This is a genomic window from Paenibacillus sp. FSL R10-2778, from assembly GCF_038593035.1.
Lineage (GTDB): Bacteria > Bacillota > Bacilli > Paenibacillales > Paenibacillaceae > Paenibacillus_AQ > Paenibacillus_AQ odorifer.
In genome coordinates this window covers 6,358,489-6,375,576 of record NZ_CP151956.1, presented here as the reverse complement: position 1 = coordinate 6,375,576, position 17,088 = coordinate 6,358,489, and the positions used below count along the sequence as shown (strand labels likewise).

Below are 17,088 nucleotides of genomic sequence, written 5' to 3'. Positions count from 1 at the left end.
TTCTATAGAAAAAATGGATTTAATAATAGGCAAGGTAGGCATATGTAGGACATGTTCGTAGTAAGATTCAATGAGGAGTATTCTGTTGATAGGGTTAACGGGTAATTGACTAACGTTAGGGTCAAAAGTTCCTTGAAAACCGAATAATTAATCATTCATATCACTCTATCAAATAACTGTTTATTAGATTAGGGAAAACCTCCCTGAAAATCCGAGTTTTTAGATCATAAAAGGTGAAATCCGGGAAAACCTCCCTAATTATCGGGTAGATTCATTCATATAGCCGGTTTTCTAATGATTTTTAGGGAGGAATTCCCTGATAATCACAAAATGAGCTGATAATCGATTAATTTTAGGGAATATTTCCCTAATTCATTAACACCCTAAATTTCGAGCCCAGAGTTCTAAGTTCTGAATTCCAATTCCAATTCCAATTCCAATTCACTGCTCAATTTATCTCATCTCTAAAGCAGTTAACGGACTTTCTATTGTAACCTTCATGACGATAGAGTTGATTGGACTCACAGTACTTTCACTAAGCCACCCCAATTGTCAGTGATCAATCTCATCGTTATTACGGATTTTGCAGGGATAAAATATATTTTTTACGACAAATACATAATTTTTCTACAAAACCTATTGCATCGCCCAAATGGTAGCGATAACATAGAAGGTGATATGGGGATTACTGGATCTTGCTTGACAACATTTTTGAGGAGGTAAGGTTATGCTGCTTGCAGAAGTTGCCGCGCAAGGACCGTCTAAATTTCATACCTTTGATGTGTTTATGATTTTATTTACCATCTTGATTTTGGTCGGGGTTGTTCGACTATTGAAAGCTCCCCAGAAGAACAAATTTGCCATTGGTTTTGGAGCCGTTAGCTTGCTGGTTTTTGTGATCTCTGACTATGCCATGGTGATGCATTGGTTAAGTTAATGAAAGAACTAAATTGAACAGCTTTGCACCAAAAGACTCCTTTAACGCCATGGGCGCATTGAAGGCGTCTTTTTTCAAATAATATAATGTAAAATTTATCCATGAGCAAAGAGAGGGTCTGGTGAGGAATGAGGAGTATTGGGGAGAAGCTGGTGAAGAAAGGATTAGGTCTATTACTGTGCGGCGTAGTGCTGTCGGGAGTATGGAGTCAGTCGGTGTTTGCTTTTGATAGTACTAGTAAGGTGGTTAGTAAAGCAGCGGCAGAAGATCCGATACCTGGAATTATTAAAAGTATCACTCCTTCTGTTGTGGGCATTATCGGCAAAGACGAGAGTGGCGGGAATAGTGGCCCGGATGATCGGTACAATCTGACGCATGGCTCCGGCATCATTGTGAAATCGAACGGATGGATTGTAACCAATGCTCATGTAATCAAGGATCTGCAAAATGCCATAGTGGTCACTTCGGACTCCAAAACCTACAGCGTTAAAGAAACCTATCTGGATGAAGTTAGTGATCTGGCGCTGATCAAAATCAATGCCACCCATTTAAAGCCCGCCAAGTTTATTCCAGCGAATAGCAAAACAGTGGTTGGGGAGAAGGTTATTGCTATCGGAACACCGATTAGCTTTTCTCTACGAAACTCAGCGACTGTAGGCGTTATAAGTGGTCTTAACCGTGAGGTAGATGCGGCTTATCGTCTTATCCAGAGTGACACTGCGATTAATCCCGGAAACAGCGGAGGGCCGCTTGTAAATATGAAAGGTGAGGTGCTGGGAATCAACAGCCTGAAATACTCAGCGGTGGGTGTGGAAAATATGGGGTTTTCGATTCCAGCGAATACTGTGCAGTATATTATGAACCAACTTTTAAAATATGGTGAGGTACAGCATCCGAGTCTAGGGCTAGAGCTGGAGGCGAGCTGGTCTACGATTGTGGGATTGCCAACGCTGGACCCGCTGTCCGTCACTAAGGTGGTGTCTTCAGAAGCGCTCAAGTCAGGGGTTGCTGAAGGGGACGTCTTGTATAGCATTGATGGGCATCGTGTGGTCTCACTAGTTGATATTAATGAATTGTTCAAAAGCTACCTGCCGGGAGCAACTGTGCGGCTGGTTATGCAAAGCGATGGGGATATCGTCGTCCGTAAACTCGTGCTCACTCAAGGTGATCCATTGTTAAGCGGAGATGATTATGAAACGGATGGGGACGAGCACGCGGAAGAGTGATTAGCAAACTGGAGAGGGGGACGGTAAATGGGCTTGAAAATTTTAAAACAAGGATTTTGTGCGATGCTGACCTTATTACTGCTATTTTCTATATTACCCATACAAACAGTATTAGCTTCACAAGGAGATAAGCTACAGCTGAGTCTAAAAGTTGGCAGTACTTCAGCTACGGTGAATGGTAAGAAGGTGGCTATCGAGCGGCCTTATACGGAGAATGGAACGGTTATGGTCCCGCTTGGGGTTTTTAAAAAGACGTTTGGCAGCACTGTTTCCTTAGAGCAGAACAATGTTGTAAAAGTAACCTATGGTGCTCATTCAGGGGTGATGACGATTGGGAGTGATATCGCTTGGAAGGATGGGATCAAAGTTAAACTGGGCTCAGCGCCCCGGATGGTTTCAGACGTGCTGATGGTACCGCTACGTTTTGTAGCTGATGTGTTAGGTGCGACTCTCTCTCAAGGGAGTGGGGGTGAGCTAATGGTTACCCTAGTGCCTATAGACAACGAAGAAGAAACGCCAGAGGAGACTGGGATTGACAGCGATGTTGGTAAGACTCAAATTGGGAACAGCTATTTTCAATGGACACTGAATTATCCCTCTGGGCTGATTGCTGGAAATAGCGGTGGAGATGAAAGTGTGGCTACCTTTTCAAGTGCGGACAATCTATATTATGTGGAGATTCATGTAAGTGACCAGGCGGTTGCGGTGGATGCGGATGGGCTGCTGGAACAGCTGGTTCGGGAGGTCGAGGCAGGTGGGGAGTTGATATTGGATCGGGAGTCGTTCCCCAAGGCCGCGGTACCTTATGCTAGATTGATCAGTAAAGATTCCAGTGGAGCGCTCTGGGAGAGCAGACTGTTATATGCTGAAGGTCGACTCTACGAGATTTATTTGACGGATAACAAAGCAGTTAATTATAAGGATTTTGCTAAATATACAGGATTACTTAACTCTTTCCAGCCTTCTTTTGATACTAAAAGCAAAAAAATCCGTGATCTTTCTACGGTGAAAAGTGGATTGCGTGACGCGTACAATGAGGACTATGGGATTTCACTACAGGTTCCCGCAGATTGGAGTAAGGACGACCAGCATCTCTATTACGAGAGTAAGCAGGGAAGTCATCTGAGTGTGGCAGTTACCTCGGCACCTGCTGGTTCTACACTAGAGAGCTGGGCTGAAGATCTGAAAATGAAAACTAAAGAAAACTTTGTAGCGGATGCTTATATTCTGAAAGACAGCAACAAGTCGGAGATCTCGGGCGTATCCGCACAAATTAATGAGCTACAGCTAAATTACGGCAACGGTGTTACTACAGAATATCAAGCTCTCATACTCAAAAATGGGTATCGTTACTATTTTGAATATGTAACAGCTGCTGGGCAAGATGACGATAAGGCAAAATTCAAAGCCATCATATCCTCTATTGATATTGATTTTGCTCTGCTGAAGGAGAACTTCGGGCGGCTCGCTAGTGATGATTATAAGACGCTCAAAAATAAGACACTAACCAAAGTATCCAAAACCTACGGTTATGCCATTGATATTCCAAGTTTATGGACACCTTATCAGGATATTTTCGAGACGCAGTCGATTGAGTATCGCTTCAGCGGAGGACGTCTACAGATCAATTCAAAACCCGAGGGTTCAGTGGATTATACAGTTAATGTGCTCAAAGATGCTTATCAAAATAAAAATAATGATCCTAAAGGCTCTCGTATAGAAAGTGTAGTGGAATCTACCATTGCGGATGTCCCTGCTACGATCATAACTGTACATCAAATCAAAAATGGCATCCCTCTTCGCAGTAAGCAGGTTGTGTTTGGTAAAAATGATGTGGTCTACACGATTACCGTTACGCTGAATGATGCCAATGCCACTGCAGAACAGCAGGCTCTGTTAGACAAGACACTACAATCGTTTCGGTTTACAAACAGTAAGTAGTTAAAAAAAGTACGAAAATCGTAGCTGACACACGAATAGAGGCGTATAATTTAATCAGACGAAGAACGTCCCAGTTGCCGATTTGGCTTGGGGCGTTCTTTATTTGGATAAAGGGGAAAAGGGATTCGACCTAAGGATGTTATGAACGATTATGGCGTTAACTTTCGTACTGCTCGTAAATGGTTGCAGAGTTTAGTGGATAAGGGATACCTGCGGCCTATTATTAAAAATACATATATTTGTTACTATAAACCGATAGAAGGGTTGTCGGAAGGGTTGTTTTAGAGGTTCGGAGCCAATGTTATCCAAGTTGGGCATAATGTGAATAGCTAAAGGGTGGATTGATGTATTTGATACAACATTCTATCGTATGTCCCGTATGTCACGGATTTTCTAGTGAATTGTTGTAAATGTTGCAACTTTTTGTACCGGTTGTCGATACTAGAGTGTGAGAATGATGCTTTATGTACAACATTTAGTTGTCGAAGCGCTGAATTGGGCAATAAAGTTGCATGTTCTACAACATTCATGGAGTAAAGAGCAATAAGCAAGAAGTCAGCTTCCTGACAGCATTATGACTTTTATTCTATATAAATGTTGGTAAACGCATAGCGCTCAAGTGTGATATTTGATACAATTATCAAGTTAATCAACTAGAAATGACCCGTCAAATGGCGGTTTGGGAGGATATAAATGAAAGAGCAACAAATACGCAGAGAAGACGTGGAGCTATTGGCACCCGCAGGTGATTGGAACTGCATGCGTGCAGCGGTAGCAAACGGAGCGGATGCTATCTTTTTTGGCGTAGAGAAGTTTAATGCACGGGCCAGAGCGAACAACTTTCGCATGGACGAGCTGTCGGAAATTATGGCGTTTTTGCATAGCTATGGTGTGAAGGGCTTTTTGACCTTTAATATACTGGTTTTTGAAAATGAATTGTCTGATGCAAAAGAACTGATTGATGCGTGCGTGGATGCTGGCGTGGACGCAGTAATTGTACAAGATTTAGGTTTGGTCAAAATGATCCGCGAAATCTCACCGGATTTCCCGATTCACGGATCGACACAGATGACCATTACTTCGCCGGAAGCGGTCGAGTTTACTAAACCTTTCAGTTTGGAACGTGTGGTATTAGGTCGTGAGAACAATTTGAAACAAATTCGTACGATCGGGGAGCAAGCCCGCTTACCGATGGAAGTATTCGTACACGGTGCTTTGTGTGTTTCCTACTCAGGTCAATGTCTGACCTCTGAAATGTGGGGCGGACGTTCTGCCAACCGCGGTGAATGTGCTCAGGCTTGCCGCCTGCCGTATGATCTGATGGTGGATGGTGAGGTAAAACCTATGGGAGACGTAACTTATTTGCTTTCTCCTAAGGACCTGGCAGCAATTGATCTAATGCCTGAACTGATCGAGGCGGGTGTGACTTCTTTTAAAATCGAAGGTCGCCTCAAAAGCCCGGAATATGTAGCGAATGTAGTTAGTAAGTATCGTAAAGCGATTGATCGGTATTTTGAAGGCGATCTGTCCAAACCTTCGAAGGAGGAGGTGCGCGAGCTGCAACAAAGCTTCTCCCGCGGGTTTACACATGGTTTCCTGGATGGAACGAACAATAAGAAACTGGTAGACGGGACTTTCCCAAAAAGCCGTGGTGTATATTTGGGGACGATTGAGCAAATTCTGCGTGACGGAGTGGTCTGCCGTATTCATGCACCGCTTAAGCGTGGGGACGGAATTGTTTTTGACGCTGGCGATCCGACGAAAAAAGAAGAAGGCGGTCGTGTCTACGACCTTCGTCGTAAAGGTGTGAAGCTGGAAGGCGAAGCCGGAGAAGGCTGGATCATCGACATCGTAGCCGGTCGTAATGATGTGGATCTTCGTCGTCTAAATGTCGGTGACCGCATTTGGAAGACAAATGACCCTGCATTAGATAAGGCGCTGCGCCAGACTTATGAAACTGAAAAGCCGTACCGGGTATTTCCGGTACATGTTAGAGTGCAAGGCTGCGTCGGCGAGAAGCTGACGACTTGGTGGACGGACGTTCAGAAGAACGTTACCGTCCGTGTGGACTCGGAGCTCGCGCTGGAAGCCGCGCAAAAGCGTCCGATGGATACCGCGCTGCTGGAAGAACAATTCGGCCGCCTGGGCGGGACCGTGTTCCAGCTTGACGCGTTGGAGTCGCATCTGCAAGGCGACGTCATCGTCCCTATGCGCGAGCTGAACAGCATCCGCCGCCAAGCGGTGGAGCTGCTTGCGGGCGAGCGCCCGAAACCGCCCGTCTATGTGAAACGGGCGATCGAGGTTTACGGCGACGCCACCCACAAGGGCGTCGCTCCGCAGCGCGCTGGTGAAGCGGAGCTCACCGCGCTGTGCCGCAGCCTGCCGCAGGTGCAGGCTGCGCTCGAGGCCGGCGTGAGAAACATCTACGCCGACTTCGAGTTTATCAAGCAGTTCCCGGCAGCGGTAGATGCGGTACGGGCTGCAGGGGCCAGCATAGCGCTGGCCACGCCGCGCATTCATATGCCGGGCGAGAACGGCTACCACGCGAATATTCTTCGCTTGCAACCGGATGCTGTGCTCGTGCGTAATACAGGCGCGTTATATTATTATCTGCGCCGCCGCCAGGAGCAGCCGGATGCTGTGCATCCACGGCTGATCGGTGATTTCTCACTGAATATCGCCAATCATAAAGCAGTGGATTTGTTCCTTGAGGCTGGCTGTGACATAGTAACGCCATCCTATGACTTGAACATTCAACAGATGGTTGATCTGCTTGAACACAGTGATACGTCCCGGATGGAGGTCGTTATCCATCAGCATTTGCCGATGTTCCATACTGAACACTGTGTGTATTGTACCTTTATGAGTGAAGGCACAGACTATACGAACTGTGGTCGTCCTTGTGAAGAGCACCGTGCTTCTTTGCAAGACCGTATTGGAATGTCACATCCAGTTCGTGTGGATGAAGGCTGCCGTAATACCGTCTATAACGCTGTTGAGCAGTCTGGTGCGGAGTATTTGAACAATTTCCGTGACCTAGGAGTATCTTCATACCGAGTGGAGTTCTTGGAAGAGACGCCAGAGCAAGTGGCTGAGGTAATCAGCCTCTACAGTCGCGCTCTGCGTGGTGAAATCTCTGGTACACAAGTATGGAAGAGCCTAAAGGCTACTAATCAACTTGGCGTAACGCGTGGGCAATTGGTAAATGCGAAGTAATAAGAGTTAAAGAAAGGGCTAAGTAACTACCAGGTAGATGCTGGTATTGCTTAGCCCTTTTATTAGATTTGATCTCGCCCTCACCTAAATTTGCATATACTAAAAAGTATATCGTGAGGGTATTCCTTCCCTCTCACTTCAATGGAATAGATATACAAATATAACAAACACTCTGACATAAATGTGCTGTAACTGCTATAATTGAAAGAAATATGCCATTTTAGGGTACATACAGATATGTAAATTGAAAAGAGTATACGATAGAAGGAGTTAATGTGATGAAGATCCGTAAAGCGATTATTCCCGCCGCAGGTCTCGGCACTCGTTTTTTACCTGCGACCAAAGCAATGCCTAAAGAAATGCTTCCGATTGTAGATAAACCGACGATCCAATATATTGTTGAAGAAGCGGTCGCTTCCGGGATCGAGGATATTATTATTGTAACGGGGAAAGGCAAACGTGCGATTGAAGACCACTTTGATAACTCTTTTGAACTGGAATTTAACCTAGCGGAGAAGCAAAAGTGGGAGCTTCTTGAATCTGTTCGTAAATCTTCCGAAATGGCAGATATCCATTACATTCGTCAAAAAGAACCAAGAGGTCTCGGACATGCGATTTGGTGTGCACGTAAATTCATAGGAAACGAACCGTTTGCTGTCCTACTAGGCGATGACATTGTTGAAGCGAACATACCATGCCTCAAACAGATGATTGACATATATGATGAGTATAAATCTTCTATCGTGGGTGTTCAGCCTGTTCCGTGGGAGGAAGTATCCCGGTATGGTGTTGTAGATGGTTCGCCTTTGGCGGAACGTGTCTACAAGGCAAATCGTCTAGTAGAGAAGCCGAAGAGAGAAGAGGCTCCATCGAACTTAGCTATTCTGGGACGATATATTTTAACCCCACGAATCTTCGATATGCTTGGTGAGCAGCAAGTAGGTGTGGGTGGAGAGATCCAACTTACCGATGCGATAGCACGTCTAAGTGAGGTTGAACGAATTATTGCCTATGACTTTGAAGGTAAACGTCATGATGTTGGTGAGAAAATGGGCTTTATCCAGACCACCATTCATTATGCACTTCAACACGAGGAACTCAAAGATGATTTGCTTCGATATATGAAAGAGCTTGTCGAAAGCGAAGCGGCCAAAACAGGGAAATGATTTTAAATAATTACAAAGGAAAATAGCCTCCTACTGTAATCCAGTGAGAGGCTATTTTTTATTCATTAGTTTCTATCTTGGAGTTGCATATTCGCAATTTCTTCGATCTGTGCTGCTTCCGCAGGATCGGCTGCGATCAGCTTATCATACACTGCTTGATCTTGGTTGTTCGTTTTTTGTAATGCGGCGAGGTACCAGCGAGCGATTTCACGATTATTAGCATCTGAGAAATCTTGGCTTAGTACCGATTTTAAAGTAGCCACCGAGGGTTTGAATTGTCTTGACATGTATTGCATTGTTCCAACCTTCAGTGTCACATCCGGAGCAGGAGTCTTGGAAGGATCGTTATCAGCCAATATATGATTGTAGGCCAAAAGCCCAATGACAAAGCCAGCTTTCATGTGTTCTACTCTATCTTCATCATCTTGTTGTGCATAAGCTGCCTGCCCCAAATCAAATGAACGGCTGATTAGTGAACTGTACCAATTTATATCCCACGGAGTTTCGTTGTTCATTATATCCGTGTAATTAGGATCCGAATTAAGCTTCAGAGTGGTCTTCGCTGCATCCTCTTGTCCGGATATAAGTTGCATTTTGCCAACGTTTAAAGCGATAGTTGGCGTTACTGAGAAAGGACGCCCTTGCAGTTGTTCTGGTGGAAGAGTCTTCAGATGTTCAATCCCAGCGAGAACGTGGTTATATGCTTCAAGCTCTTCTGCGAAGTACTTTTCTTTCTTAACTTCATCCTTTTGATTAAGGGCTTGCTGGCCTAATACAAAGGATCGTCTGATTAATTCATCATACCAACTAATATCCCAATTGAACTTATCAGCATTGTCGAGGTATACATTGTATGCAAGGTCACTTTGACCCTTTAAATCATAGTAGCTCGCCATTTGAGCTAAAAGATTTTTGTTGTAGGGCTCATCTTTGAGCGCACGAGTTAATACATTATTTGCTTCAACAAGAAATTGCTCATCTTGCGTTTGGTTGAATACCGTCATATCTAAAGCAGATAAGGAGAGGGCGGATTCAGGATGATTAGGGCGGCTTTTTAAGGCTTTAACCAACGGTGCTTTAATTTCTTCATATGAAGTGCTCACTCTAATTAGATTCTTACCCTTTAGAGCAGCATTATTGGAGCCTATATAGCTGATCGAAAGGAATAACAAGAACACAGTACCTATTGTGAGAGCTGCGAAATATCCAAGCCGAATACCGGCTTTATTCCAATTTTTTCGTAACTTTTTGCTGTCCATCACAACTGCCATCCCAGCCAGTCCAAGGAAGACGAGTATCCCCATGAAGGCATAACTCATATTGAAATCAAGTAAACTGTGCACAAGAATCGATAAAGCAATGATTAGATAGAAGAAACCATTTTCAAAATCATTTTTATCCCGTTTTACATACCCGCGAATATACTTATAGAAAATATACAGAATGAAACCCATAAATACGATAAAACCAAGAATCCCAACTTCGATCAAAAATTGAAGAAAGAAATTGTGCACCTGGCGGCTAGTATAAGGGTTATTCTGATAATGTTCATATAATGAGGACCAGCCTCCACCACCAGCACCAAGGATTGGATAATCCTTAACTACCTTCATGGCATCTTTATAAAAGGTAATCCGTTCAAGTACGCTATGTTGTTGGAAATTGATGTTCTCAAGACGAGTCTCCATATTGTCAGGTAAGATGCTTTTTGCACTCGTACCGATAAGTAAGAAAGCTACAATAGCTACTAGAGCGACAGATCCGAGCGGAATCCAAAGACCTGTTCGTTTACGTGACGACCAATTCTCTAGTTTTGCATACAACCATGGAGCGACAAAACGCTGAATGACCCAAGATAGGCCAGCTACAACTAGTGAAGCTGCTAACAGGTAACCCCAACCTTTTAAAGCGGCAGAAGAAGTGAAACTCGCATTTAACTCTATTCCTAGATTAGTTACGGGTGTTGTAATGAGCAAAGCTACAATACCAGCAACTCCTAAATGTAGAATCCAAAGGATTTGCTGTGCGGGTTTTAGAAATAGAAGCAGAAGTATAAATACCACAGGTAGCAAGACAAGGCCACCACGAGATAAGGTTAACAAGATCGACAAAATGATTGGCACTAACATAAAGCCATGAGTCAAGGTTCCATACCAATTTTTAGAGCGAATAAGCGCGAATATTGCTACAAATAGAAAAGCCATCAAGAATGCAGCGTATGTGTTCGCATACTGAAAGATCGAAGTCAATCGAAGTCCATTAGAATCGGTCATAACTGCTTCTAAATAAATACTGTTCCGTACAGTGTTTGAGAACCAGCCCACAAGAGAGCCAGCTAATTTACTGCTGCCTAGCCAATTTAAGAGTCCAAAACCCACTATGAAATAAGCAATCGCCAATATAGCATTTTGAATGACAACATTTACTTGCTTTTGCTTCAAGAGATAAAAGGCTATAATGAAGACTGCAACATACATGCTCTGAATAAACAGCATATTCATCGCCATATAATGCGAAACTGCGACAAACAATGATAAAGCGTAGGTCACAGGCAGCAATATAGAAGCTGAAGCTACTAAATCCCTCTGCTCATCAATTTTGAATTTTTTGTAGTATAAGCCAAGGCAGACTAGCAGCAAAAGGCCGCTTAGTAATGCAGATACATAGATTGGCTTTTCGAAGTCTAATTGCTGACCGTTAAATAATCCCACTTGAAATGGGGCCCAACACAAAAATAAAATGAAAGCAACAACCAATGCCCAGATCGGGATTGCTATCTTTTCTGCATTTCTCGACTGAGCGGCGTTTTTACCGTATACTGGTTTCGACACGTTATAATCTCCTTTTCCTGTAGGTACGACAATATTTTAGCATATGACTGATTTGAATTAAACTTATATATGATTTGTAAAGTTACTCAATGAAATAGTTAGGGGAAATATGAATGAAGTTATTAAAGCATCTTATTCTTTTAGGTTTTACACTTGTGATTTTCATAGGCTCTTATTACTGTATTGATTTTTATATTAAGGATAATGTTAATCTCTACTTACATATGGATGTTAAATCAGAGATATCAGATGATTATCAGATTTTTTTCGCTACTTCTAATAATGGATGGAATGAGACCGACTCAATAGGCAAACCATACCCACAGCCCGGTATTTGGCAGAGTTTGGAGTTTAAGGTTCCTAAAGGGTTTGCCTTCATTAGAATAGATCCAGGGAATAAAGAAAGCTTGGTTTCCATTAAAAATGTTCACTTTTCTGGAATATCCGACGCCCAAGTAAACTTCAATACGCTAGATTATAAACTAAATCAATTGGAATTGAAAAATATAGATGAGAATAGTGGGCAGATTGATCTTCAGTCTACGGGAAATGATCCATCTATATTGTTCAATATGAGCTCACATATTGAACAATCTCAGCAAGGGAATGATTCGGGACCAAGCATAATTTCATTGATTATCAGTTTCATAGTCGCTGGATTTTGTTACTTCATAGGAAGATTTTCGAAAGAAACTTTTAATTTCGCCCACGATTTTTTGGGAAATAAGAATCTAATAATAAATTTAGCTAAGAATGACTTCAAAACTAAATATGCTTCCTCTTATTTAGGCGTTTTATGGGGATTTATTAATCCTCTTTTGACAATAGTTACTTATTGGTTTGTTTTCCAGGTTGGTCTAAGAAGTGGAGATGTAGGAAACATACCATTTATAATTTGGTTTATTGCTGGAATTATACCTTGGTTTTTCTTTTCAGATGCATTTTCAAGTGCAACTAATGCCTTTACTGAATATAATTATCTAGTAAAAAAAGTTGTGTTTAAAATTGAATTATTACCTTTAGTAAAGGTATTTTCTGCATTTTTTGTACATCTATTTTTCATTGCCTTTATACTTATCGTTTACGCAATATATGGATATTACCCAACCCTTTATAATGCTCAATTAATATATTATGTTTTTTGCCTGTTAATATTAGTGATATCACTTTCGTTTTTCACTTCGGCGGTTGTTCTTTTCTTCAAGGATTTGAATCAAATTATAGCCGTAATATTACAAATGGGATTTTGGTTTACTCCTATTGGATGGTCGGTAACAATGTTATCTGATTTTTGGGGACGAGTGTTTAAGTTAAACCCTATGTTTTATATTGTTCAGGGATTCAGGGATTCTTTAATAGACAATGTATTATTTTTTGATAGACCGTACCAAACAGCTTATTTCTGGTTTTTATGTTTTTTGATGTTAACCTTTGGTCTTAAGGTATTTAAGAAACTTAAACCGCATTTTTCTGATGTACTTTAGGAGTGATGAGATGGACGGGATAATTGATATAAAGAATATAGTGAAATCGTACAAACTATATGATAAACCGATGGATCGTTTTAAAGAAGCTATTCATCCTTTTAAAAAGAATTACCATAAAGAGTTTGTAGCCCTAAATGGGATTACTTTATCAGTAGAAAAAGGCGATGCAATTGGTATACTAGGCAAAAATGGTTCTGGCAAATCTACGCTCTTAAAATTAATTACTGGAGTGTTGACTCCTACCAGCGGTGAGATTGAAATAAATGGGAAGATCTCTGCTATATTAGAGTTGGGAGCAGGATTTAATCCGGAATATACAGGTAGGGAAAATATTTATTTAAATGGATTAATGATGGGATACACCAGAGAAAAAATGGATGAAAAAATCGGCGCTATAATTGATTTTGCAGATATTGGGGTTTTTATAGATCAAGCGGTTAAAGTCTATTCCAGCGGAATGTTTGCAAGACTAGCCTTTGCTGTTTCGATAAATGTAGAACCAGATATTTTAATAGTAGATGAAGCCTTGGCTGTAGGAGATGCAAGGTTTCAGACAAAGTGTATTGATAAAATGAAAGAATTAAAAAGCAAAGGGACGACTATATTATTTGTCTCACATGCTTCCGAACAAGTGAAACGGTTTTGTAATAAAGCGGTGTGGATTAAGAACGGAAGAATTGAGGCAGAAGGCGATTCTAGCGAAGTTGTTGATTTATATGAAGATTACATGAGATATAGTAATTTGGAAAATAGTGATGACGTTATTGAGCTGAAGGAGTCAGCGGAAGTATCACACGATGATTTTGTTATTCCAAGTAACCCAGACATTCTATCATTGATTACTAAGGTGAATATTAATAAAAATAAGTTCAAAACGTTTGATGAAGTTGAAGTTGAGGTTGAATATGAAGTTTATGAAAAGACAATTCCAGGCTTATTAGTAGGGGTTGCGCTCTATACTCCTGATAGAGAATATATATTTGGCCCGAATACCCATCTAGAAAAAGTTAAGATTCCTGATATTAGGGGTAGGCATAAAGTGAAATATGTAATATCAAGTTTGCCATTACTTGGTGGGACGTATCAACTAGATGTAGGTCTTTTCAATAATGAAGGAATAGTTTGTTTAGATTATAAGCAAGATGTAGTTAGTTTTAATATTACGAATAAATATTTCTCTGAAGGACTTGTTTATATCAATCATAAATGGGAAATATTAAATTGATTTTTCATATCTAGATTGGAGTGTTTAAGCATGGTTGTTCCATTTGATCAATATCAAAGATATAAAAATGCAGCTGATCTTATTAATTTAATACGTGAAGACAATAAGGCTTTCTCGATCTTAGAAGTTGGGGCTAATGAGCATAAAAACTTAGAAAAGTTCCTTGTAACTGACAAAATAACTTATTTAGATATCATAGTACCAGAAGAACTTAAAAGTGATCCTTCTTATATTGAAGGGGACGCAACAAATATGCCAATTGAGACTGATACGTTTGATTTAGTAATTGCCCTTGATGTATTTGAACACATAAGTCCCTTACTCAGGCAGAATTTTATTTCTGAGTTAATGAGAGTTTCTAAACATGGGTTTATTTTGGCAGCACCTTTCAATACTACTGGTGTGGAAAATGCAGAAATTCGAGCAAATAAATATTTTGAGACTATGTATGGATTTAATTATCAATGGCTTGAAGAGCATCGCCAAAATGGTCTACCCGAAGCAGGGCAACTTATAGATTTTCTTAATGAAAAACAATGGCCATATCTTCATTTTACCCATGGAAGAGTTGATATATGGGAGAAAATGATTAAAATTCATTTTTTGGCAACTGGTAGATCGTCATTATACTCTTATAGAGAATCCATTGATGATTATTATAATACTAATATATATCAAAACGACTTTAACGGGCCCTGCTACAGAAATTTTTTCTTTGTATCTGAAAATCTCAATATGATTAAAAAAACAATGAAAATGATTGATACTAAAAATGAGAATCCAGTTAGTGTAAATGTACTTGAAAATCTGGATAATCTTGAAAAAGATTTGATTAATTTAAGTGTTTATGACCTAACACATAAAGAATTAATATCTAAAAATTTTGAATTAAAACAAAAGGACGAATTGATTGAAAAAGTCTTATATGATGTGAAACAAAAAGATGAATTGATTGAAAAATTTACAAATGAAATGCAAAATAAAGAGGAACTATTACGAAGAAAAAATGCAATAAATGAAGAATTAAATGATCTTATAACAATGAAAGAACAAGATTACAAACGTTTGGAATCAGAAAAACAGTTAGTATCTACAGAAAATCTCTCTCTCTTAGAACAAGTAGAGATTTTGCATACTGAAGTGAATCTGTTGAAGGAAGAAAATTCTCATAAAGATAATTACGTTCAACAGTTAGAACTTATATCTCAGCAGCTTAGAATAAAAAATAGAATCAAAAAGATAGTGCCGAAGAAGTTGAGAAGTAAAATTAAGTTTGGACAAACTGTATTTAAGAAATTAAAAGACAACCCGTCTTTAGCAAAGAAAGGAATTAATGAACTACGGAGGAATGGATTTAATTCCCTGAATAGTAAAATGCATTCTGCTGTCACGGTTAGTGAGTTAACATCAGATTATGCATACCAAGATATTAATCTTGAGGAAATTGAAGAGCTTAAGATAGAAATAGAAAAGTTTACTTACCGTCCTTTAATATCAATAATTATTCCAGTTTATAATGTTGAACCAAAGTGGTTGGAAATTGCAATTAACTCAGTAAAAGAGCAATTGTATTCATTCTGGGAGATCTGCATCGTAGATGATAGCTCTGATAATATTAATACAATCAAATATTTAGAAGGTATTGATGATCCGAGAATTAAAATTAAGACTTTGAAAATAAACTCGGGGATATCAAGTGCTTCTAATGAAGCTGTCTCATTAGCAGAAGGCGAGTATATTGCGTTATTGGATAATGATGACGAAATCACAAGGGACGCGTTATATCAAGTCGTCAAATCCCTTAATCAAGAAAAATCAGATATTTTATATTCTGATGAAGATAAAGTCGATGAGTATGGTAAGAAAAAGTGTCCTCTTCATAAACCAGACTGGTCTCCTGATTTATTACGGTCACAAATGTATATTGGTCATTTTTTGGTCTTCAAAAGGGAACTGTTCCACGAAGTGGGTGGGTTTAGAACTGAGTTCAACGGTAGCCAGGACTATGATCTCGTTCTAAGGATGAGTGAGAGATCATCGAAAATTCATCATATTCCCAAAGTTCTTTATTCATGGAGGGAATTAGAGACTTCTACAGCTTTGAACCCATATTCTAAACCTTATGCGCATACTGCGGGACTTGCTGCTTTAAACGAACACTTAGTGAGGGTTTTTGGTGAAGGTAACGCTTATGCTACTGAAGATGAGCATTTATTTGTTTATGATAGTAGATATAAAATCAAAACAATAAAGGCTAGTATCATTATTCCTACAAAAGATAAAATTGAACTATTGGAACCTTGTGTTTCAAGCATTATTCAAAAAACAAAGTATCCAGATTACGAAATTATTATTGTTAATAACAATTCAGTCGAACAAGAAACATTAGATTGGTTTAAACAACAAAATGATAAAAATGTAAAGATTATTGATGCTAATTATGATTTTAATTGGTCGAAACTAAATAATCATGGAATAAAGGAAGCGAGTGGCGAAGTATTTATATTTTTAAATAATGATACGGTAGTTATTAAAGAAGACTGGTTACAGCGATTAGTTGAGAAGGCTCAACGTGATGATGTTGGAACTGTTGGAGGCTTACTCCTATATGAAGATAAAACAATTCAACATGCTGGAGTTGTAATTGGTTTAGGAGGATGGGCCGATCATATCTTTAAAAGTATGGCGCCAAATCATTTTGGTTCTCCGTTTATATCGCCCATGGTCACTAGAAATGTAATTGCTTCTACTGGGGCATGTCTCGCGATATCAAAGAAGACTTTAGATAAAATCGGATTATTTAATGAAGACTTCATCATATGCGGTAGCGATGTTGAAATCTCATTACGTGCACTCCAACATAATTTAGTCAATATTTATGATCCACACGTAAGGCTATATCACTTAGAATCGAAATCAAGATCTTCTTATATACCACCAATTGATTTTGAATTATCAGCATTATTCTATGGACCGTATTTGAAGAGTGGGGATCCTTACTTTAATAAGAACTTAAGCTTGAATAGTCTTGTACCAAAATTATCTCAAGGAGAATGATG

The 17,088-nt window shown here is 39.9% G+C and carries 9 protein-coding genes; 8 read left to right on the top strand and 1 reads right to left on the bottom strand.

Annotated features, from left to right (window positions below):
• The first annotated feature begins 727 nt into the window (after window positions 1-727).
• From NST40_RS28655 to galU, 5 genes are all read left to right on the top strand, one after another.
• A complete protein-coding gene (locus NST40_RS28655) occupies window positions 728-937 on the top strand; it encodes a DUF2759 family protein (protein WP_036678627.1) in 210 nt (69 codons plus the stop codon).
• A 176-nt stretch (window positions 938-1,113) separates the two neighbouring features.
• On the top strand, window positions 1,114-2,163 hold the full coding sequence (locus NST40_RS28650; protein ID WP_249267658.1) for a trypsin-like peptidase domain-containing protein: 1,050 nt from the start codon (window positions 1,114-1,116) through the stop codon (window positions 2,161-2,163).
• A gap of 27 nt (window positions 2,164-2,190) precedes the next feature.
• A complete protein-coding gene (locus NST40_RS28645) occupies window positions 2,191-4,104 on the top strand; it encodes a stalk domain-containing protein (protein WP_076276880.1) in 1,914 nt (637 codons plus the stop codon).
• A gap of 693 nt (window positions 4,105-4,797) precedes the next feature.
• The gene (locus NST40_RS28640; RefSeq protein WP_342410237.1) at window positions 4,798-7,320 is read left to right on the top strand and encodes a DUF3656 domain-containing protein; all 2,523 of its coding nucleotides are present in this window, start codon (window positions 4,798-4,800) and stop codon (window positions 7,318-7,320) included.
• 278 nt (window positions 7,321-7,598) lie between these two features.
• Entirely contained in the window at window positions 7,599-8,486 is an 888-nt protein-coding gene (gene galU, locus NST40_RS28635; RefSeq protein WP_076220717.1) for a UTP--glucose-1-phosphate uridylyltransferase GalU, read from the top strand.
• A 65-nt stretch (window positions 8,487-8,551) separates the two neighbouring features.
• Here the strand turns inward: galU and NST40_RS28630 are convergent, their stop codons facing one another.
• Window positions 8,552-11,317: an O-antigen ligase family protein gene (locus tag NST40_RS28630; protein ID WP_342410236.1), complete on the bottom strand. Its 2,766-nt coding sequence runs from the start codon at window positions 11,315-11,317 to the stop codon at window positions 8,552-8,554.
• Window positions 11,318-11,430: 113 nt separating this feature from the next.
• Between NST40_RS28630 and NST40_RS28625 the strand changes: the two genes are divergently transcribed.
• From NST40_RS28625 to NST40_RS28615, 3 genes are read left to right on the top strand one after another with little or no spacing between them, the layout of a single operon-like run.
• A complete protein-coding gene (locus NST40_RS28625) occupies window positions 11,431-12,801 on the top strand; it encodes an ABC transporter permease (protein WP_076220619.1) in 1,371 nt (456 codons plus the stop codon).
• A 10-nt stretch (window positions 12,802-12,811) separates the two neighbouring features.
• Window positions 12,812-14,029 carry an ABC transporter ATP-binding protein gene (locus NST40_RS28620; protein ID WP_342410235.1) on the top strand — a complete coding sequence of 406 codons (1,218 nt, stop codon included), beginning with the start codon at window positions 12,812-12,814 and terminating at the stop codon, window positions 14,027-14,029.
• Between the two features lie 30 nt (window positions 14,030-14,059).
• The gene (locus tag NST40_RS28615) at window positions 14,060-17,086 is read left to right on the top strand and encodes a glycosyltransferase (protein WP_339245203.1); all 3,027 of its coding nucleotides are present in this window, start codon (window positions 14,060-14,062) and stop codon (window positions 17,084-17,086) included.
• The last annotated feature ends 2 nt before the right edge of the window (window positions 17,087-17,088 follow it).

Excerpts from the sequence above, each read along its gene's own strand:
- NST40_RS28655 (WP_036678627.1), top strand. The coding sequence starts at position 728 with ATGCTGCTTGCAGAAGTTGCCGCGCAAGGACCGTCTAAATTTCATACC.
- galU (WP_076220717.1), top strand. The coding sequence starts at position 7,599 with ATGAAGATCCGTAAAGCGATTATTCCCGCCGCAGGTCTCGGCACTCGT.
- NST40_RS28620 (WP_342410235.1), top strand. The coding sequence starts at position 12,812 with ATGGACGGGATAATTGATATAAAGAATATAGTGAAATCGTACAAACTA.
- NST40_RS28625 (WP_076220619.1), top strand. The coding sequence starts at position 11,431 with ATGAAGTTATTAAAGCATCTTATTCTTTTAGGTTTTACACTTGTGATT.
- NST40_RS28615 (WP_339245203.1), top strand. The coding sequence starts at position 14,060 with ATGGTTGTTCCATTTGATCAATATCAAAGATATAAAAATGCAGCTGAT.
- NST40_RS28640 (WP_342410237.1), top strand. The coding sequence starts at position 4,798 with ATGAAAGAGCAACAAATACGCAGAGAAGACGTGGAGCTATTGGCACCC.
- NST40_RS28645 (WP_076276880.1), top strand. The coding sequence starts at position 2,191 with ATGGGCTTGAAAATTTTAAAACAAGGATTTTGTGCGATGCTGACCTTA.